Origin of the sequence: Ruminococcus sp. YE71, assembly GCF_900119155.1 — a bacterium.
Taxonomy (GTDB): Bacteria; Bacillota; Clostridia; order Oscillospirales; family Ruminococcaceae; genus YE71.
The window spans coordinates 176546-193809 of record NZ_FPIR01000002.1 but is presented as its reverse complement, the minus strand read 5'-3'; the positions used below and the strand labels follow the sequence as shown (position 1 = coordinate 193809).

The following is a 17264-nucleotide window of genomic DNA, read 5'->3' as shown; positions in this document are numbered from 1 at the left end:
GATTTCAGTTCATTTTGCTCGGGTTGTGGGGGTGCCGTACCTTCTTGAGGGAGACCCCCGCCTTAGCTTCGCACGGCAAGGGGAGAACCTTTCTTCAGAAAGGTTTCCCCAGCAAAACCCGCACTCTATAAGCCAAAAGGCACTTCCGTCGAGACGAAAGTGCCTGATAGTTTTGATATTAAGGCGATCAGCCCTTCATTTTTGCAAAGCAGTCGCTGCAATAAACGGGTCTGTCTTCTCTGGGCTGGAAGCGAACCTTTGCCTCACCGCCGCAGGCAGCGCACACGGTAGTGAACACCGGTCTGTCGTCAGGGCGGCTGGCCTTACGCTTGTCGCGGCAGTCCTTGCAGCGCTTAGGCTCGTTTGTGAGACCCTTTTCTGCGAAGTACTCCTGTTCACCTGCGGTGAAAATGAATTCATTTCCACATTCCTTGCATACTAACGTCTTGTCCTCGTACATGATTACCAAACCTTTCCGATCGAGATACCCCGATACACTATTGAAAATTTTTCTCCCGATCACCCGTTCACCGCAGATCATCGTCAAGGCTCAATGCTGTTGAAGTTCTGTCCTCAGCTTTTTGCGAGCTCTCTGCATCGCATTATCGACCGATTTCAGGTCTTTGCCGAGCCGTTCAGCTATTTGCGAGTAGCTGTGTCCCACGAGATAAAGACTCACGACCTCGCGCTCGTAGTCGGTGAGGCAGGTCTTGATCGCCGCCCTCAGCCGTTCGAGCTGTTCGCTGTGTGACTGCCCCTCATCCGCGACCTTCGAGAGTTCGCTTTCGGGGTCAGTTGCGCCGCCGATAAGGCTGTTGCGTTTGAGCGCCCCGTACATCCTGTTTTTCGCACAGGAGATGAGATACGTTCTCGCGCTGCCCTTTTCGGGGTCAAAGCTGTTCACTGCGCCGAGCGCACCCATCAGCCCCTCCTGCAACAGATCCTCACATATAAGAGGGTCAAGTTCGATCGCAAGAGCGTACACCGAGTGTGTCAGTCTTATCATCAGCTCGGTCGCTGCCGCCGCGTCGATCGCCGCCCTGCGGGTCAGTTCCTCGTCGCTGAGCAGCTTATAATCTTGCTGTTCCACAGTTTCCTCCCGAGCATCATGCCTATAAGTAATCATACCACATCATAACAAAAAAGTCAAGCACTATTAAAATTTTATCAAAGAACCTGTAATTTTCGTAGCATTTTACAATTTTCGTCATAATAAATTGTACATAAATACAACATAAAATCCATTGAAAAAGAAAGCAGCCCTTACAGCTGCTTTCATTAATCACATATCAAAGCTGTGCAAACTCTGCCCTGCCCGTCTTAAAAACATTTCCGCCGCTGCAATCTATGCAGGTTACGACCGGGAAATCTTCAATATACAGTTTCTTGACAGATTCGCAGCCCAGATCCTCGAATGCGATGACCTCGCACTCCTTGATCCTGCTTGCCGCAAGTGCTCCGCAGCCGCCGACAGCGCAGAAATACACCGCACCGTTGCGCCCGATAGCATCGCAGACAGCCTCGCTGCGTTCGCCCTTGCCGATCATCGCGACAAGACCGAGGTCTAAGAATCTCGGGGCATACTTATCCATTCGTCCGCTGGTAGTCGGTCCGCAGGAACCTATCGGCTTGCCCTCGGGGGAGGGAGTCGGGCCCGCGTAGTAGATCACAGCGTCTTTCAGGTCATAAGGCAGTTCCTTGCCCTCGTCAAGCAGCGCAGTTATCCGCTTATGAGCGGCATCACGCGAGGTGTACACCGTACCCGTCAGCAGTACCTTGTCGCCTGCCCTGAGTTTCGGCGCAGCCTCACGAAGCTGCGAGACATCAAGCCTTATCGGTTCATTCGCCATCGCCGTCGTCTACGAGGTCAAGACCCTCATCAACGAGGTCTCTTGCGGAGTTAGCCATTCTCATGCTCTCAGAGCTGAGTTCATTGATCTGACCGAGCAGCTTGCTGACAACGTCGTTAAGACCCTCGAACTGATCCTTGACTTCCTTTCTGAGGTCAGCGGATCTGGACTTGATGGAAGCTGCCTGATTCTGAGCGTCCTCGATGAGCTTAGCAGCCTTAGCCTCAGCCTCGGTAGTGACCTTGTAAGCCTTAACGTTAGCCTCTTCGGTAACTCTGTCAGCCTCAGCCTGAGCGCCAGAAGTGATCTCCTCAGCCTCGCTTCTTGCGTCGGACATAACGGTCTCAGCCACCTCATTAGCGTGAGCCATGGTAGCCGCAGCCTCATTGTTTGCCTTAGTAACGGTAGCCTCAGCCTGAGCGTTAGCGTCATCGATGACCTGATTAGCCTGAGTTTCAGCCTCTTCAGTGGTGTTCTTAGCCTGCTCCTTAGCAGCGAGAACGATCTTGTTAGCGGTGTTCTGAGCCTCGATAAATACGTTTCCGAGGTCGAATGCCTGCGAAGTGCTGCTCGAAGAAGCTGCGCCTTCCTTCTTAGCGTTCTCAACGTCTTCCTTGAGCTGCTCGATCTCCTCCGCCTGCTGCTTGATGGTAGCGTCCTTCTCAGCGATCTGCTGCTCATAGTCAGCGATGCGCATATTCATCGAATCGGTAGAAGCCATCAGTTCTGCGACCTTGTTCTTAGCCTCTTCGACCTTCTTCTTGGACTCCTCAACCTGGCTCTCGAGTTCCTTCTTGCCCTCGAAATCGCCGCCCTTGCCTGCGCCGTTAGCGACCTGTATCTCAAGACGCTCGTTGGTCTCTTCAAGATCCTTGACCTTATTCTCAAGAGTATAGATCTTCGAGTTAAGATCGTCAACGTAAGTGAGAACGTCCTGCTTATCAAATCCGCCCATACGGACAGTTCTTAAATAACCTGTGCTTGCCATTTTCGTTTCCTCCCAATAGCTGTAGTTTCATATATTAATTATACTATACTTTAATTATTTTTTCAACTGAATTTTTGAATTTCTGTAAACTTCATCGGCTTGAACAAATATAAAACAGCTTTTTTGTTTATTTCAACCATTTGTTACAAAACTGAATTATTGTTGCCCTTTGCACAAATGCGCTGAATCGTTCTTAATCGTTTTCGTAGATGATTGCTATATTTAAGGATTAAGGACGAACAGGAACTGATCCCGTCCGCCCTTTCATTTTTTTACTTAGACTTGAAGATATTGAAGATATCGTCGTAGTATGTCGGGTTATCCGCAGCCTTCACGCCTGCTCTGTGGTTAGCCTCAGCCTGCTCCTTAGCGTTCTCCTCAGCCTTCGGTCTTGCGGCAGCCGCAGCGGAAAGAGCCTCAGCGAGGGGCTGAGATGCAGCCTTCTCCTGGATCTCCGCTCTTCTCTGAGCCGAGCCGTCGAAATCAGCAGCGATAACGGTCACATAGACCTCATCGTTCATATTGCCGTCGTAGCCGTTACCGAAGATGATCTCAGCATCCTCATCAACAGCCTCGGTGATAGCCTGTGTCAGCTCGTCGATCTCATCAACAACGATGTCCTCGCTCATGGTGATGTTTACGAGCAGTCTCTTAGCACCTGCAACGGAAGTCTCCAGCAGGTCGCTCTTGATCACCTGTGCAACTACCTCGGGCACCTTATCCTTGCCCTGACCATGACCGATAGCCATGTGAGCAAAGCCTGCGTCCTTGATGATGGTAGTGATATCAGCGAAGTCAACGTTGATCTCGTCGTGTCTGGTGATGATCTCAGCGATGGAGATCACGTCGGTCTTGAGAACCTCATCCGAGAGAGCGTAGCTCTGCTTCATGGTGAGCTTCTGACCTGTAGCAAGCAGGTTCTGGTTCGGGATAACGATGAGCGCGTCAACGTTCTCCAGCATCTTAGCGATACCCTGCTCAGCCTTCTCCATCTTCTTTGCACCCTCGAATCTGAAGGGCTTGGAAACTACCGCGATGGTGAGCTTCTCCATATCGTGTGCGATCTTCGCAACTACGGGAGCTGCGCCCGTACCTGTTCCGCCGCCCATACCTGCGGTGATGAATACCATATCGGCATCCTTTATCACCTCGGTGATATCGTCCTGACTCTCTATAGCCGAAGCCTCGCCTACCTCGGGCTTAGCGCCTGCGCCAAGTCCGTGAGTCTGCTTTGGACCAATCTGGATCTTTTCCTGTGCCTTGGAGTTCTTGAGTGCCTGTATATCGGTATTTATCGCAATATAATCAACGTTTCCGATGATACCTGTATCGGCAATGCTGTTCAGCGCGTTTCCGCCGCCGCCGCCAACTCCGATGACCTTGATCTTAGCTCCCTCGATAGGGGCTTCAACATACTCGTAAGCCATGTTCAACATCCTCCTGTTTTTACCGCTTTTTATACTGTGTAAAATGTATTTTTTCACAAGTCTGCGCCATTATCGGACACAACTGTCCAAATTTAGGCGCTATAATAGATATACTACTATAATATCACAAAATTCCGCCCTTGTAAAGACATAGAAATCCCAATCGTTAAATTTTAGCCGAACGCACAACTTGCCCCTGTTATCCCGAAGAACTTTTTGTGCAATAAGACATCACCAGCCGCCGTAATCGGTATTGCCGTTGTCGTATGTCCCGTAGTCGGTGTAGCCGTTATCCCAGGTCTGACCGCCGTCCCAGGTCTGTTCGCCGTTATCCCACGTCTGACCGTTGTCCCAGGTCTGTCCGCCGTTATCCCATGTCTGACCGTTGTCCTGAGCCTGACCATTGTCCTGAGCCTGACCGCCGTTGTCCCATGCCGCCTGACTGCTGTCCGTTTCGGAACTGCTGTCCGCGTCGGAAGAAGTGGTCGTGCTCGCCGACTGCGGCACCTCGGTCTTCTTCGGCAGAGTGGACACGCTCTTGTCGTTGGAATTGAACCAGAGGGTACCCTCATAGTTCTCGGGCAGTTTCTTCTCAATGACCGCCTGAATATACATCAGCTTGATGTCGAGATCGACCGCGCTTCCAAGGTCTATCTGTATGCGCCCGTCGTACACGAGTTTTATGTCGGTGCGGTCGGTGATGTCGATCTTCGCGATCTTCCCGAAATCCAGCTTGCTGAACGCCTCGAAAAGCTCGGTGATTATGACCGCCTTCTGTTTATCCGCGGACAGCGCTTCCGCACCCGCCCTGATCGGCAGTCGCGGATATTCGCCCGTTTTCTCGTCCTTTCCGACGCTCGTGTTCTCTTCGCCCACCAGCTCGAAGCCTGCTATAAGCGGCAGTTTCTTGTCCCGCTCCGAAGCCCCGATCTCCAGCAGTCTGCCCGAAGCCGAAAGGGTGCAGTAGCCGCCCTCGTACTCGATCTGTGCGATCTTCTTCGCTTCGGATATGTTTATCACCAGCCCGTCGGGGTAATCCTTGACCACCTCAACGCTGTCGATGTACACAAGGTTATCCTTCAGACGCTGTTCGATGAAGTCGGTGTTGAGCCTTATGAGGTTCTGTCCAGGCACGAGACCGCCCACCTGCTGTATCTGCTCGGGCGCGTAAAGGCTCGAACCGTTTATCGAAAGCCCCGTCGGTGAAAGGTTGAAAAACACGTTCACGCTCAGCAGCGACCCGACCGCCGCGATGACCGCGGCACCCAGCGTCAGATATAGATTTATCGTACTTCGGCGGCGTATCTGCCTGACAGCCGTCGAAGTGTATTTCCTCTGCTCTTCCATTCCTTTTGCCTTTCCTGTTTCACACTCTGCACACCCTCGCGCCCAGTGCCGAAAGCACCGTCTCTATCGAGTCGTAACCTCTGTCGATGAGGTGTGCGTTGGAGATGAGCGTCTCGCCCTCGGCAGCGCACGCCGCCGCGCAGAGTGCCGCTCCGCCTCTCAGGTCGGGAGCCACCACCGCCGCTCCCGAAAGGCTTTCCACCCCTCTCACGACGGCAACTCTGCCCTCCGTCCTTATATCCGCGCCCATGCGCACCAGTTCGTCAACGTGCCTGAACCTGTTCTCGAAGATGTCCTCCACGAAAACGCAGGTACCCTTCGCCCGCGTCATAGCCGCCATGACTATCGCCTGAGCGTCCGTCGGGAATCCGGGGTAGGGGCTCGTGCGGATGCTCCTGACCGCTCTCATCCGTTCGGGAGCGGAAAAGTACAGCCCCGAAGCGCTCTCCGCGGTCTTGCAGCCTGCCTGTTCGAGCACATTCATCACTGCCTCAAGCTCGCTGCCCGAAGCCCCTCTGATGAACACCTCGCCGCCCGTCGCCGCCGCCGCGCACATATAGGTCGCAGCCGCTATCCTGTCGGGCATGACGGTATACTCGCACCCGCGGAGCGAATCCACACCGCTGACAGTCACCGCCGTGCTGCCTGCGCCCTTTATCTTCGCGCCGCACCTGTTGAGAAACGCCGCCAGATCCGCTATCTCGGGCTCTCTCGCCGCGTTCGAGATAACTGTCTCGCCCTCGGCTGTGCAGGCGGCAAGCATGATATTCTCGGTAGCGCCCACCGACGGGAACGGAAGAGCTATCCGCTCTCCGCGGAGCCTGCCGCTGCACTTGCAGCAGAGCCGTCCGTGACGCTCGGTTATGACAGCACCCATCGAGCGCAGCGCCGAAAGGTGCATATCTATCGGTCTCGGCCCCAGTTCACAGCCGCCGGGGAAGCTCAGCTCACATTCGCCGACCCGTCCGAGCAGTGCGCCCAGAAACACAATCGACGAGCGCATCAGCCGCATCAGCACATCTGAAACGGCGCAGCCCTTCAGCTGCCTCGCGTCGATATACGCGCTGCCGCCCTCAAGCCTGCATTTGCAGCCCAGCGCCGACATTATCCTCAGCGCCGCGTAAACGTCCGAAAGCTGCGGACAGCGGTGTATCACCGTCTCGCCGCCGCAGAGCACAGCCCCGCTGAGTATCGGCAGAACGCTGTTTTTCGCGCCCTGTATCGTCAGTTCGCCGCTGAGTCTGCGTCCGCCCTCTATTTTCAAAGCCTGCATATGTACCACCTCACATGGTACATTTTATGCCGCTTTTTCCCTTTTCGTTACGGCTCGAAGGTGATAACGTCGGAAACGAACATCAGTCCGGGTATCGAGGGTATCTTCACCTTTCCGAAAAGCTCTCTCTTCATGCCCTTTGTGGAGAGCACCAGCGAAGTGATAGCCTTGTCGAACTCTTCGTCGGTGAGACCTTCCTTATTAATGAGTATCTCCACCTTGACAGTCCTCGATGAGAAGCCCGAGATCTTCACTGGCTCGTTATCCACCGCGTCCGAGTATATGATATGATCCTTGTGTTCGCCGCCGTTCGCGATGGCATAGTCATCCAGCACGATGGGGAACGGGGTGTAGTTCTTCACATCGAAAGACACGGTGCAGATGCGGTAGCTCTTGCTGAGGTCGCTGGTCATCGCGTTGATGTTGTACACGTTGCAGTTGCTGATTATCTCCGACTTGTACTGGGCAACGCCCTTCCTTGCGAATATGTCCTCAGAGCGGCAGCTGCTCTCCTCGCTGTTCGACGAAAAGATCGGCGGTGCGAAGAAAATGACCGTCAGCAGCACAATGACCGCCGCGATGATCGCCGTCAGTATCCTGCGTCTTGCAACATAAGTGCCGTTTATCTTCACGCCCCTGTCGAGCATATTAACGGCTGTCTGCTGTCCGCGCTTTGTCTTTGTGAACTCTTCATAGAGCTGATTTCCGTCGGGGGGCAGGTCGAGTGTCGGGTCGTGACCCGTGAACGCGATGTCCCTGTGCTGAGTAGCGGTCGCAAAATCGACCTTGGGTTTCGCGCTGAAATCATCCATACCGCCGCCGCGGTTTGTCTGGTTTATCTCTTTTCTTTGCTTGTCTGTCAGATTATTCAGATCAGGGGTAGAGATCGAATTCATATTACCGTGTGCCATCGGCAAACGTCCTTCCTTTGGACAGAGGGGGATCTGTCTTATTTATCTTTTGATGATAGGCTCCAGAGCCTTGTAAATCCTGTCATTTGTGTCGGATATGTAGAGCTTTGCCGCGTTCTCCGACAGCGACGCGAGCTTTGCCCTGTCATCGAGCAGCGACTTCACCGTGTTTATCAGCCACTCGCTTGTCAGGTCCTTCTGTTCGATAACGATGGCAGCTCCTGCCTTTTGCAGAACCATGCCGTTGTGATACTGGTGGTTGCCCGCAACGATCGGCGAAGGCACGAGTATCGAACCTCTGCCCATAGCCTCAAGCTCGGTCAGCGCATTCGCACCGCAGCGCGAGATGACGAGGTCTGCCGCCGCCATGCAGGTGGGCATATTGTTAATGTACTCCTTGACGATAAGGCTCGCATCCCGTTCGAGGTCGATGCCCCTGTCGGCAAGACACTGTTCAAAGTTTGTCTCTCTGCCATTCCCGCCGTAGGAGTGGATGTGATTTACCTGTATCCCCTTCTCCTTGTACCAGGAGATAAGGTCGAGAACGGTGGAATTTATCGCACCCGCGCCAAGGCTTCCGCCCGTTGAGAGTATGCACACGGTATTCATGTCGAATCCCAGCTCGCGCCGTGCGGCTTCCTTGGTTATCTTCGAGAAGCCCGACCTTACGGGGAGACCCGTCACCGTGTACTTTATCTTCGGGTCGAGGTACTTCTTCGCCTCTTCCACCGTGAGCATACAAACGTCCGCATACTTCGAGAGCAGCTTGTTTGTCACTCCGGGGTATGCGTTCTGCTCATGTATCGCGGTCTTGATGCCCATCTTCGCCGCCTGCCTTACGACAGGACCTGCAACATAACCGCCCGTACCGATAACGATATCGGGCTTGAAATCGCTGATTATCTGTTTCGAGCGCGGACCTGTTTTCAGCAGACACGCCGCCGCGTGCAGATTTCTCTTAATGTTCTCGCCGCTTATCCTGCGCTGAAAGCCCTCCACCTGTATCGGGTAGAACTTGTACCCCGCCTGCGGAACGAGCTTCGCTTCAAGCTTCTCGGGATTCCCCGCAAACGCGAACTCCGCGTCGGGATGATGCGACTTTATGACCTCCGCGATGGCGAGAGCAGGGTTGACGTGTCCTGCCGTTCCGCCTCCCGCGAGCAATACTCTGAGCATTTGTTTACCCTCCAAAATGTGTCTCCTTTTTCTTTTGTGCGGCTGACTGCTGGTTTCCCCGTGGGAAGACCCTCCGCCTTAGCTTCGCACGTCCGCCTTAGCTTCCCCCGTTAAAACCCCGCAGTCAGCACCGCAAAAGCAAAAAGGGGAAATGTGTTACCGTTCACGCCTCGGCAGGTTTTTGAGCCGTGGCTTTTTCCTGTGCTTTTTTCTTCTTTGTGCCGCGCTTGATGGTCTGGCGCGAGATCGAGAGCATTATGCCCATCTCGAACATCTGTAGGATTATCGCCGTACCGCCCGCGCTGAAAAACGGCAGCGCCACGCCCGTGTTCGGGAAGCCGTTGGTAGCTACCATGATATTCAGGAGTGCCTGGATACCTATCTGTATCGTGATACCCGTTGCGACCAGCATACCGAAGCGGTCTCTTGCGCTGGTAGCGATCTGGAAGCCCTTGAGGATGAACAGCACGAACAGCAGTACCACCACAAGTCCGCCCGCGAATCCCAGCTCCTCGCAGATTATCGCGAAAATGAAGTCGTTCTGCGACTCGGGCAGGTACAGGTACTTCTGTCTCGACTCGCCGAAGCCCAGTCCGAACCATCCGCCCGAACCGATAGCGAGCAGGCTCTCGTAGGTCTGGTGAGTGGTGTCCGAGGTATCAGCCATCGGGTTCTTCCATGCCTTGTATCTCGTGATTATGTAGCTGAACTTGCCGCCGCCCTTCACCACGAACAGCACCAGCAGCGCTATCAGCCCGAGAAACGCCGACACCATCATGAACTGCCAGAAGCGCTTTCTCGACATACCGCTTGCGAACAGCATCGCAACGCCGATTATGGTGAACAGCATTACCGCCGACATATGTCTCTGCATCAGCAGAACGATGAACACCAGTCCGAAGGTGATGTAGAACGGTATATAAATATAGTATGGTTTCTTCTCGAATTTCTGGAAATTCACCGACAGGATGTACGCAAATATCACGATGAACGCTATTTTCAGCATCTCCGACGGCTGAAAGGTAACGCCCACCTTAGGTATCTTTATCCATCGCTTTGCGTCCGCAACTTCTATGCCCCACAGCGCCGTGTATATACACGTCACCAGCGACACCCCGAAGAAGAAATACGCTATCTTCGTGTTGAAGAAGAAGTTGTAGTCCAGGTACGATGCGAAGAACATCGCCACGAATCCGATTATCGCGCACAGAAGCTGGCGCTTTATGATATAGTAGCTGTCGCCGTGTTCCTGCATCGAAGCCGCGAAGCTCGCGGAGAACATCATCAGCAGTCCGAAAACGGTCAGCAGTACGACCAGACCGAAGAAAGTCAGGTCTATCTCCGAGAGGATGAATCGCAGATTGAGTTTGCTGCGCTTGCTGCCCGCCTGCGGCGAAGATTTTTCTATTGTAGGTCTGTTCGCCATTTTGCTGTCCTTTCCGAATGGTATCGGGCGTTCAGAAGTATCTGTCCTGCCCGTAAGCCGCCAACGCGGCAGCCGCAGCCGCCCCCGCAAGAGCCGCCGCAGAGAATATCATTATCACTTTGTAGTCATTTACTTTGTACATCGAGATGTGCCTGTGCAGCGAGGAAGCGCGAAGCAGCAGCTTCTTTCGGCTCACATACACAAGGTAGTTCACCGCCGCCCCGACAGCGTCCGCCGCGGGCGATACCGCCGTCAGCACCATCCCGAGCTGATAGAAGTCGGTGAGCGTTATCACCGACGCCGTCATCGCCCCCGTAAGATACCCTCCCGAAGAGCCGCTCCTGAGCTTCGACGGCGAGAGCCCCCACAGCAGATACCCTGCCTGAGCCGCCGCCCCGACGAGCCCGATAGCTGTCAGCGCTTCGTTCTTCGTGATGCTGCCCACCAGCGACACGCCGAGCATCGAGACCGCCCCGACCGTCTGCGTCAGACCGCCGATACAGGTCTCTTCATCCGTCCCGAACCTGTTCATGATGCGGAACGAGTAGATAACGCCCGTCATGAAAACCGCCGTCACGGGACAGTAAGCCCTGCCCATCTCGAAAAATCCCAGTCCGAAGGGCAGCAGCACCGCCGAACCCGTCAGCCCGAGAAACTTCGCCGTCAGCGACGTCCCGAGACACACCGCGTAGGTGTACCCGAGCTTCACCGCGGTCTTCACACCGCAGGCCTTGCCCTGCACCTCGGTCATCACGTCGTCCGCGATGCCCGCCGCAGTTATGAGCGCCGAAAACAGCGCGAACACGAGCAGTCTTTTCCTGTCGGTCACGTAAGAAGCCGCCACCGATATGCCGAAAGCCAGCACGATGAGCGTCACCGCACCGCCGAAAGCAGGCTCACTGCCGTCGGTCCTGAATCGGTCGCCCACATACGGCTCATACCTGCCCGTATTGTATCTCCTCAGCAGCGGTATGAGTGCCGCGCCGAGAAAAAAGCTCAGCACGATGCACATCGCCGCCGTTATCGTCAGTTTAAGAAAGAGCATCTACCGCTTCTTCGAGCTTCATGCCTCGGCTGCCCTTGAACAGCACCACATCGCCTGCGTGCAGTTCCTCTTTCAGCGCGTCTATCATGTCCTGCTTGCTCTCGAAGAAATGGCAGCAGTCGGCGCTCATGCCCTTTTTGACCGCGCCGTCAACATAGTATCTCGAATCGTTTCCGCAGCAGTAGAGCAGATCTGCCTTCGAGCTGCCCACGTATTCGCCCGTCAGTCTGTGCAGGCTCCTTGCGTGCTTGCCAAGCTCCAGCATATCCGACAGCACCGCCACGCGTCTGCCGCCCTCGGGAACGCTTATCTGTCCCAGTGCCGAAAGCGCCGCCTTCACCGAATCGGGTGCGGCGTTGTAGCAGTCCACGATGAAGGTCATGTCCCTGACCTCGCGCAGGCTCTGTCTGATGCCCTGCGGCTCGAACTCCGCGATAGCTTCTGCCATCAGATCGGGCTCGATGCCCAGCGTCTGACCCACGCAGAACGCCGCGAGAGCGTTCTTAATATTGTGCTCGCCCAGCACGTTAAGTCTTGCGGCGATACTGCCGCCCTTGTAGTTTATCTTGAACGAGATGCCAGACTCATCGGGAACTATCTCCGAAGCGTAAACATCCGCAGTCTTTTTCTTCACCGAGAAGAACATGAGCTGTCTGCCGTGCCTCGGCTCTATCTGCGAGAGCAGCTTGTCGTCCATCGAGAGTATCAGCGGAGCCATGTAGTCCGCGCCGTCGAGTATCTCCATCTTCGCCTTGAGGATGCCCTCCTGCGAACCCAGATTCTCGATATGCGAGTGACCGATATTGGTGATGACCGCGATAGTCGGCTCACAGCACATGGACAGTCTCGACATCTCGCCGAAGTGGTTCATTCCCATCTCGATGACCGCCGCACCCGTCGTGCTGTCGATGCCGAACAGTGTTTTCGGCATACCTATCTCGTTGTTGTGGTTGCCCTCGGTCTTGACGGTCTTGAATGTCTTCGAGACCACGAGGGATATCATGTCCTTTGTGGTGGTCTTTCCGACGCTGCCCGTGATACCTATGAGCGGTATATCGAACTTTTTCCTGTAGTAGTTCGCAAGCTGCAAAAGCGCCCTTGCGGTGGAATCCACAACGATGCACTTTGCGTCCTTTATCGGGCGTTCTGCGATGACCGCCTCCGCGCCCAGCTCGCAGGCCTTCGCGCCGTAGTCATGTCCGTCGAAGTTCTCGCCCTTGATGGCGATGAACACCGAGTTCGGCTCTATCGTTCTTGTGTCGGTAGAGACAGAGCTTATCTCGACATCCGCAGGATAGCCGAAGCTGCCCCCGACTGCCTGAACTATCTCCGACAATTTCATTTTTTCCATTTCCGACACTCCTTTGGTTTCTTCGTTTATTTTTCTGAATGTCAGCGCCGAGCGCCGCCATGTCTGTTGTTATCTGTCGTTATAAAGCTCAGCCAGCGCCTCTGCAACTACTTCCCTTTCGTCAAAATGTATCTTCACGCCGCCCGCAAGGATCTGATAATCCTCATGACCCTTGCCCGCAAGCACGATAACATCCTTCGGCTCGGCATTCTTCACCGCCCAGAATATCGCCTCACGCCTGTCGGTGATGCGGATATACGGCGTATCGCAGCCATCGAGCCCTGCTATCATCTGGTCGATTATCGAATCGGGGTCTTCATTTCTCGGGTTGTCGCTGGTGATTATCATGAAGTCCGAGTTCTCCGCAGCCGCCTGCGCCATCAGCGGACGCTTCTTCGCGTCACGGTTGCCGCCGCAGCCCACGAGACACTTGACCTTGCCATCCGCACCGTGACGGATAGCCTGCAAAACATTCGCAACAGCGTCGGGAGTGTGAGCGTAGTCGCAGATGATGGTGAAATCTCTGCCCGTAGGCACTACCTCCGCTCTGCCGCGGACACCCGTCATCGAGTTTATCTCCTTCACCGCATCGGCAGCGGAGAAGCCAAGTTCTTTCAGACAGGCAAGCACCGCAAGCGCGTTTGAAACGTTGAAGATACCCGGCATCGCGAAGTTGACGTTGTGCTTCTCGCCGCCGCAGCAGTAAACGAACTTGACTCCAGCCGCACCGAGGGTAACAGCTTCCGCATAGTGGTCGGCAGGTTCGGCAGCCGAGAATGTCTTTGAAGGGATGCTTATCTCTTTAAGGTATCTCTGACCGTACTCGTCGTCGAGGTTTATAACTGCGGTATCGCATATCGAGAACAGCAGTTTTTTCGCCTGATAGTAGTTCTCCATCGTGCCGTGAACGTCCAGGTGATCCTGCGTAAGGTTCGTGAACACGCCCAGCTTGTAGTGGCAGGGACCCGTTCTCTTCTGTTCAAGGCCCTGTGAGGAGACCTCCATGATAACGTACTCGCAGCCCTTGTCAGCCATCTCGCGCAGCAGCTCGAAAAGGTCGTAGGGTTCGGGAGTAGTACGGCAGGTGGGTATTATCTCGTCGCCTATCTCGTTCTGACAGGTGCCGATAAGTCCCGACTTGTGACCGAGAGCCATCAGCGATTTTTTCAGAACGGTGGTGATGGTGGTCTTTCCGTTTGTGCCCGTAACGCCTATCATAGTCAGCTCACGCTCGGGATGTCCGAACCACGCCGCGCACAGACAGGGGAAAAACGCCCTTGTATCGGGGACGATGACCTGACAGTCAAGTCCCAGGTCGCGCTCGCAGAAAACAACTGCCGCGCCCTTCTTTATCATGTCCTCCGCCGCGCTGTGTCCGTCAAAGGTACCGCCCTTAATGCAGACGAACGCAAAGCCCTGCGGCATTTCTTTTCTTGTATCCGAGGTCACTCCCGTGACTTCAACATCGGCAAGCGATCCCGATTCGAGACCCATGCCGTCTATCAGTTGTGACAGCTTCATTATTCTAACATTTCCTTCCTTACTGAGAATTAACAACGTACTGCTGGAAGCTGACAGGTATCGCCGTACCCACAGGCACGGTCATTCCCGTCATCTCGCTTGCGACGGCACTCATATTCTCTTCCGCCGAGCCGTCGGTGGTCATATTGAGTCCGACGCTGTGCAGCAGCTGACGCGCATATTCCTTTGAAAGTCCGCTCACATCGGGAACGGTCACCATCTGTTCGGGGGTGGTGGTGTCGGTGTAGAGCACCACGGTTCCGCCCCTCTGTACCGAAGCACCCGCAGGGCTCTGACGCAGAACGGTGTCTCCGCTGCCCACAACGGTCACATTTAGACCGAGTGCTTCAATAGTCATTTTTGCCTCGTCTATCGGACGGTATTCCACGTTCGGAACGCTCACATCCAGCTCGGCAAGCTCTTCGTCGGTGTATTCGGGTATGAATCCGAGGTAGGGCAGCACGTTTGAAAGCACCTGAGTGCAGACAGGCGCAGCCACCTGGCTTCCGTAGAACTCGTCGCCCTGAGGGTCATCCACCATAACGAGCATGATGACCTGAGGGTCGTCGGCAGGGGCGAACGCGCAGTAGGATGCAACATAGTCCTTCTTACCCGTAAGGTCTATATCCAGCTTCTGGGAAGTACCCGACTTGCCGCCGATGCGGTAGCCCTGGATGTAGCAGTTCGAGCCCTGATTGGTGATGCAGACGTTTTCGAGTATCTCTCTCATAGCGGCGCTCGTGTCTTCCGAGATGACCTGACGCTTGATGTCAGGCTCGAAATCCTTTACGATGTTGCCGTTGCAGTCGATGATTCGGTCAACTATCTGCGGTGTCACGAGATAGCCGCCGTTTATTACCGCCGAGTAAGCGGTTATCATCTGTATGGGCGTGATCTTGTTGGTCTGACCGAAGCTCTCCGACGCAAGATCGACGATGGTCATGTTGTCGTAGGCGCGTGTCAGACCGTAAGCCTCACCCGGCAGGTCGATGCCCGTGGTATCGGTAAAGCCGTAAGCCTTGAGATACTGATAGAACTTGTCGATGCCGAGGCGCTGACCTATCTGGATGAACGCAGGGTTGCAGGAGTTGGTCATCGCTTCCTGAAGAGTCTGACCGCCGTGGTCGCTGTCCGACCAGCAGTGGTAGGTGGTGTCCAGCACCTTTATCTGCGTGCCGCAGAAGAAGGTATCGTTAAGGGTGATGGCGTTCTCTTCCAGCGCCGCCGAACCCGTGATGACCTTGAATACCGAACCCGGGAAGTACAGCTCCGAGATAGCCTTGTTGCTCCACTGTGTAGCCCATGCCGACATCTGCAAGTCGGTATAATCCTGCGAATCCTCGGGCAGCATCGCGAGCTTTGCCGCCATCTGCGCGTCGGATATCTCGGCAGGTTTGTTCGGGTCGTAGCTGTAGCAGGTCTCCATAGCGTAGACCTGACCCGTTTTCGGGTTCATGATGATACCGCAGGCGCGGTTGAGGGGCGAGTGCTGAGCTACAGCATCTTCCAGCGCCCTTTTTAAATAGTACTGGATATTTACGTCGATATTTGTGTGCAGCGAGTCGCCGTCCTGAGCGTCGTAGCTCTGCTTGTACTTATAAGGTATCTCCGTACCGTACTTGTCGGCAGCGGTGACTATCCTTCCGTCAACGCCCGCGAGGTATTCCTCGTAGTAGGCTTCGAGACCGTAGGTTCCCTCGCCCGCGTAGTTGGTGTAGCCGATAACGTTTGCCGCCAGCGAATTCTGCGGATAGAAGCGCTTGGTGTCGGGGTCGCAGCGGATACCGTCCAGCTCCTGCTCCGAGAGGAACTTCTCTATCTCGTCGGCGTCGGTCTTCTCGACCTCTTTTTTCAGCACGACGTAGCGCATGGACTTATCCGAGAGCTTTCCTGCCAGCTCTCCCCTCTCGATACCGAGCTTTTCCGCAAAGAAATCGAGAGCCGCATTGTAAGTGCCGTTTGAGTCCTTCGTAGTTTTCAGCTGTTCGGTAAGCTCATCGAGCTTATCCTTGTCGGTCTCCTTTGCGATAGCCGCCTGTATCTCTTTAAGGCGGTCATCCTTCTTGTTGATATACTCCCACAGCATATAGTTGTCGGAGTACACCGTGTAAACGGTGGCGCTCTGTGCCAGCACCTGACCGTTGGAGTCATAGATCGTGCCTCTCGAAGCCGAGACTGTAGTGCTTGTCAGCTGCTGCGAATTCGCCAGCGACTGCCAGGTCTTGCTCTGCTTTATCGACACCTTGAATATACACCATATAGTATATACCACTATCACCGCAAGTATGAGTGTCAGCCATACGAGCACTCTGCGGCGCATTCGTTCCGTAGGGCGGTCAATCATCGTCAAAAACCCTTTCGTTTCATCCCAAAAATAATTATCCATGTAGAACAAGAAAGCTAAGCACATTTTCAAATGTTCTTAACTTCCCCGTCAGAGAGCTTGCCTCTCTAATATTCTATTCATCAGAGCCCCAGATATTCCAGGGTCTCTTCCCACCATTCGGACAGCCTGATGAAGATGTTGGTATCCTCGGGCTGTACCCTCTCCGCAGTGGTCTTTTCCTGTATCTCTACGTATTCTATCTGTGATTTGTCGAGCTTTTGCAGACCGAGGTTTTTCTCGGCGTACTCCTCGACCTTCGTAAGCCCCGTCTGCTGTGCGAGCTCGCTCTGCAAACTGAGGTTCTCGTTGTTGAGCACCGCGAGTTCATTCTCAAGGTTCGTATTCTCGGCGTAGAGCCTCGAAAGCTCTGCCTTTCCGTACAGAATACCCGAAAGAAGTGCAAGCACTATCATCGCCCCGAGTATGATCTTCACATTGGCAGCGTTCCTTCTGCGCTTGTTCGCGCTTCTTTTGCTGCGTATACGTGCTGCATATTCGTCTTCCTGCTCGTTGAACTGTTCATATTTCTCAAGATCGTATGCAAGATTCACATTTACTGCCAT

Annotated in this window: 15 protein-coding genes; all 15 read right to left on the bottom strand. The window is 54.4% G+C overall.

The annotated features are described in order from the left end of the window. Positions 1 to 187: 187 nt before the first annotated feature. The gene (locus BT142_RS02595) at positions 188 to 460 is read right to left on the bottom strand and encodes a zinc-ribbon domain containing protein (RefSeq protein WP_072416641.1); all 273 of its coding nucleotides are present in this window, start codon (positions 458 to 460) and stop codon (positions 188 to 190) included. A gap of 90 nt (positions 461 to 550) precedes the next feature. Next, on the bottom strand, positions 551 to 1090 hold the full coding sequence (locus tag BT142_RS02590) for an RNA polymerase sigma factor (protein ID WP_072416640.1): 540 nt from the start codon (positions 1088 to 1090) through the stop codon (positions 551 to 553). A 199-nt stretch (positions 1091 to 1289) separates the two neighbouring features. Continuing rightward, complete coding sequence (locus BT142_RS02585) at positions 1290 to 1850, bottom strand: Fe-S-containing hydro-lyase (protein ID WP_072416639.1); 561 nt, start codon at positions 1848 to 1850, stop codon at positions 1290 to 1292. Beyond that, positions 1840 to 2838, bottom strand: a complete 999-nt coding sequence (locus BT142_RS02580) for a V-type ATP synthase subunit E family protein (protein WP_072416638.1) — start codon at positions 2836 to 2838, stop codon at positions 1840 to 1842. The genes BT142_RS02585 and BT142_RS02580 overlap by 11 nt, the downstream gene beginning before the upstream one ends. 272 nt (positions 2839 to 3110) lie before the next feature. Beyond that, complete coding sequence (ftsZ, locus tag BT142_RS02575; RefSeq protein WP_072416637.1) at positions 3111 to 4265, bottom strand: cell division protein FtsZ; 1155 nt, start codon at positions 4263 to 4265, stop codon at positions 3111 to 3113. Positions 4266 to 4496: 231 nt separating this feature from the next. Then, the gene (locus BT142_RS02570) at positions 4497 to 5612 is read right to left on the bottom strand and encodes a cell division protein FtsQ/DivIB (RefSeq protein ID WP_072416636.1); all 1116 of its coding nucleotides are present in this window, start codon (positions 5610 to 5612) and stop codon (positions 4497 to 4499) included. 19 nt (positions 5613 to 5631) lie between these two features. Beyond that, on the bottom strand, positions 5632 to 6885 hold the full coding sequence (murA, locus tag BT142_RS02565) for a UDP-N-acetylglucosamine 1-carboxyvinyltransferase (protein ID WP_072416635.1): 1254 nt from the start codon (positions 6883 to 6885) through the stop codon (positions 5632 to 5634). 47 nt (positions 6886 to 6932) lie between these two features. Then, entirely contained in the window at positions 6933 to 7796 is an 864-nt protein-coding gene (locus BT142_RS02560) for a hypothetical protein (RefSeq protein ID WP_072416634.1), read from the bottom strand. Positions 7797 to 7838: 42 nt separating this feature from the next. After that, a complete protein-coding gene (murG, locus tag BT142_RS02555) occupies positions 7839 to 8972 on the bottom strand; it encodes an undecaprenyldiphospho-muramoylpentapeptide beta-N-acetylglucosaminyltransferase (RefSeq protein ID WP_072416633.1) in 1134 nt (377 codons plus the stop codon). A gap of 163 nt (positions 8973 to 9135) precedes the next feature. Then, the gene (locus tag BT142_RS02550; RefSeq protein ID WP_072416632.1) at positions 9136 to 10398 is read right to left on the bottom strand and encodes an FtsW/RodA/SpoVE family cell cycle protein; all 1263 of its coding nucleotides are present in this window, start codon (positions 10396 to 10398) and stop codon (positions 9136 to 9138) included. A gap of 31 nt (positions 10399 to 10429) precedes the next feature. Next, the gene (locus BT142_RS02545; protein ID WP_072416631.1) at positions 10430 to 11443 is read right to left on the bottom strand and encodes an MraY family glycosyltransferase; all 1014 of its coding nucleotides are present in this window, start codon (positions 11441 to 11443) and stop codon (positions 10430 to 10432) included. Continuing rightward, the gene (gene murF, locus BT142_RS02540) at positions 11430 to 12794 is read right to left on the bottom strand and encodes a UDP-N-acetylmuramoyl-tripeptide--D-alanyl-D-alanine ligase (protein WP_072416630.1); all 1365 of its coding nucleotides are present in this window, start codon (positions 12792 to 12794) and stop codon (positions 11430 to 11432) included. The genes BT142_RS02545 and murF overlap by 14 nt, the downstream gene beginning before the upstream one ends. Before the next feature lie 69 nt (positions 12795 to 12863). Further along, complete coding sequence (locus BT142_RS02535; RefSeq protein ID WP_072416629.1) at positions 12864 to 14315, bottom strand: UDP-N-acetylmuramoyl-L-alanyl-D-glutamate--2,6-diaminopimelate ligase; 1452 nt, start codon at positions 14313 to 14315, stop codon at positions 12864 to 12866. A gap of 19 nt (positions 14316 to 14334) precedes the next feature. After that, positions 14335 to 16659 (bottom strand): penicillin-binding transpeptidase domain-containing protein, encoded by a 2325-nt coding sequence (locus BT142_RS02530; protein ID WP_072416628.1) that lies wholly within the window; start codon positions 16657 to 16659, stop codon positions 14335 to 14337. 122 nt (positions 16660 to 16781) lie between these two features. Further along, entirely contained in the window at positions 16782 to 17264 is a 483-nt protein-coding gene (locus BT142_RS02525; RefSeq protein WP_072416627.1) for an FtsB/FtsL family cell division protein, read from the bottom strand.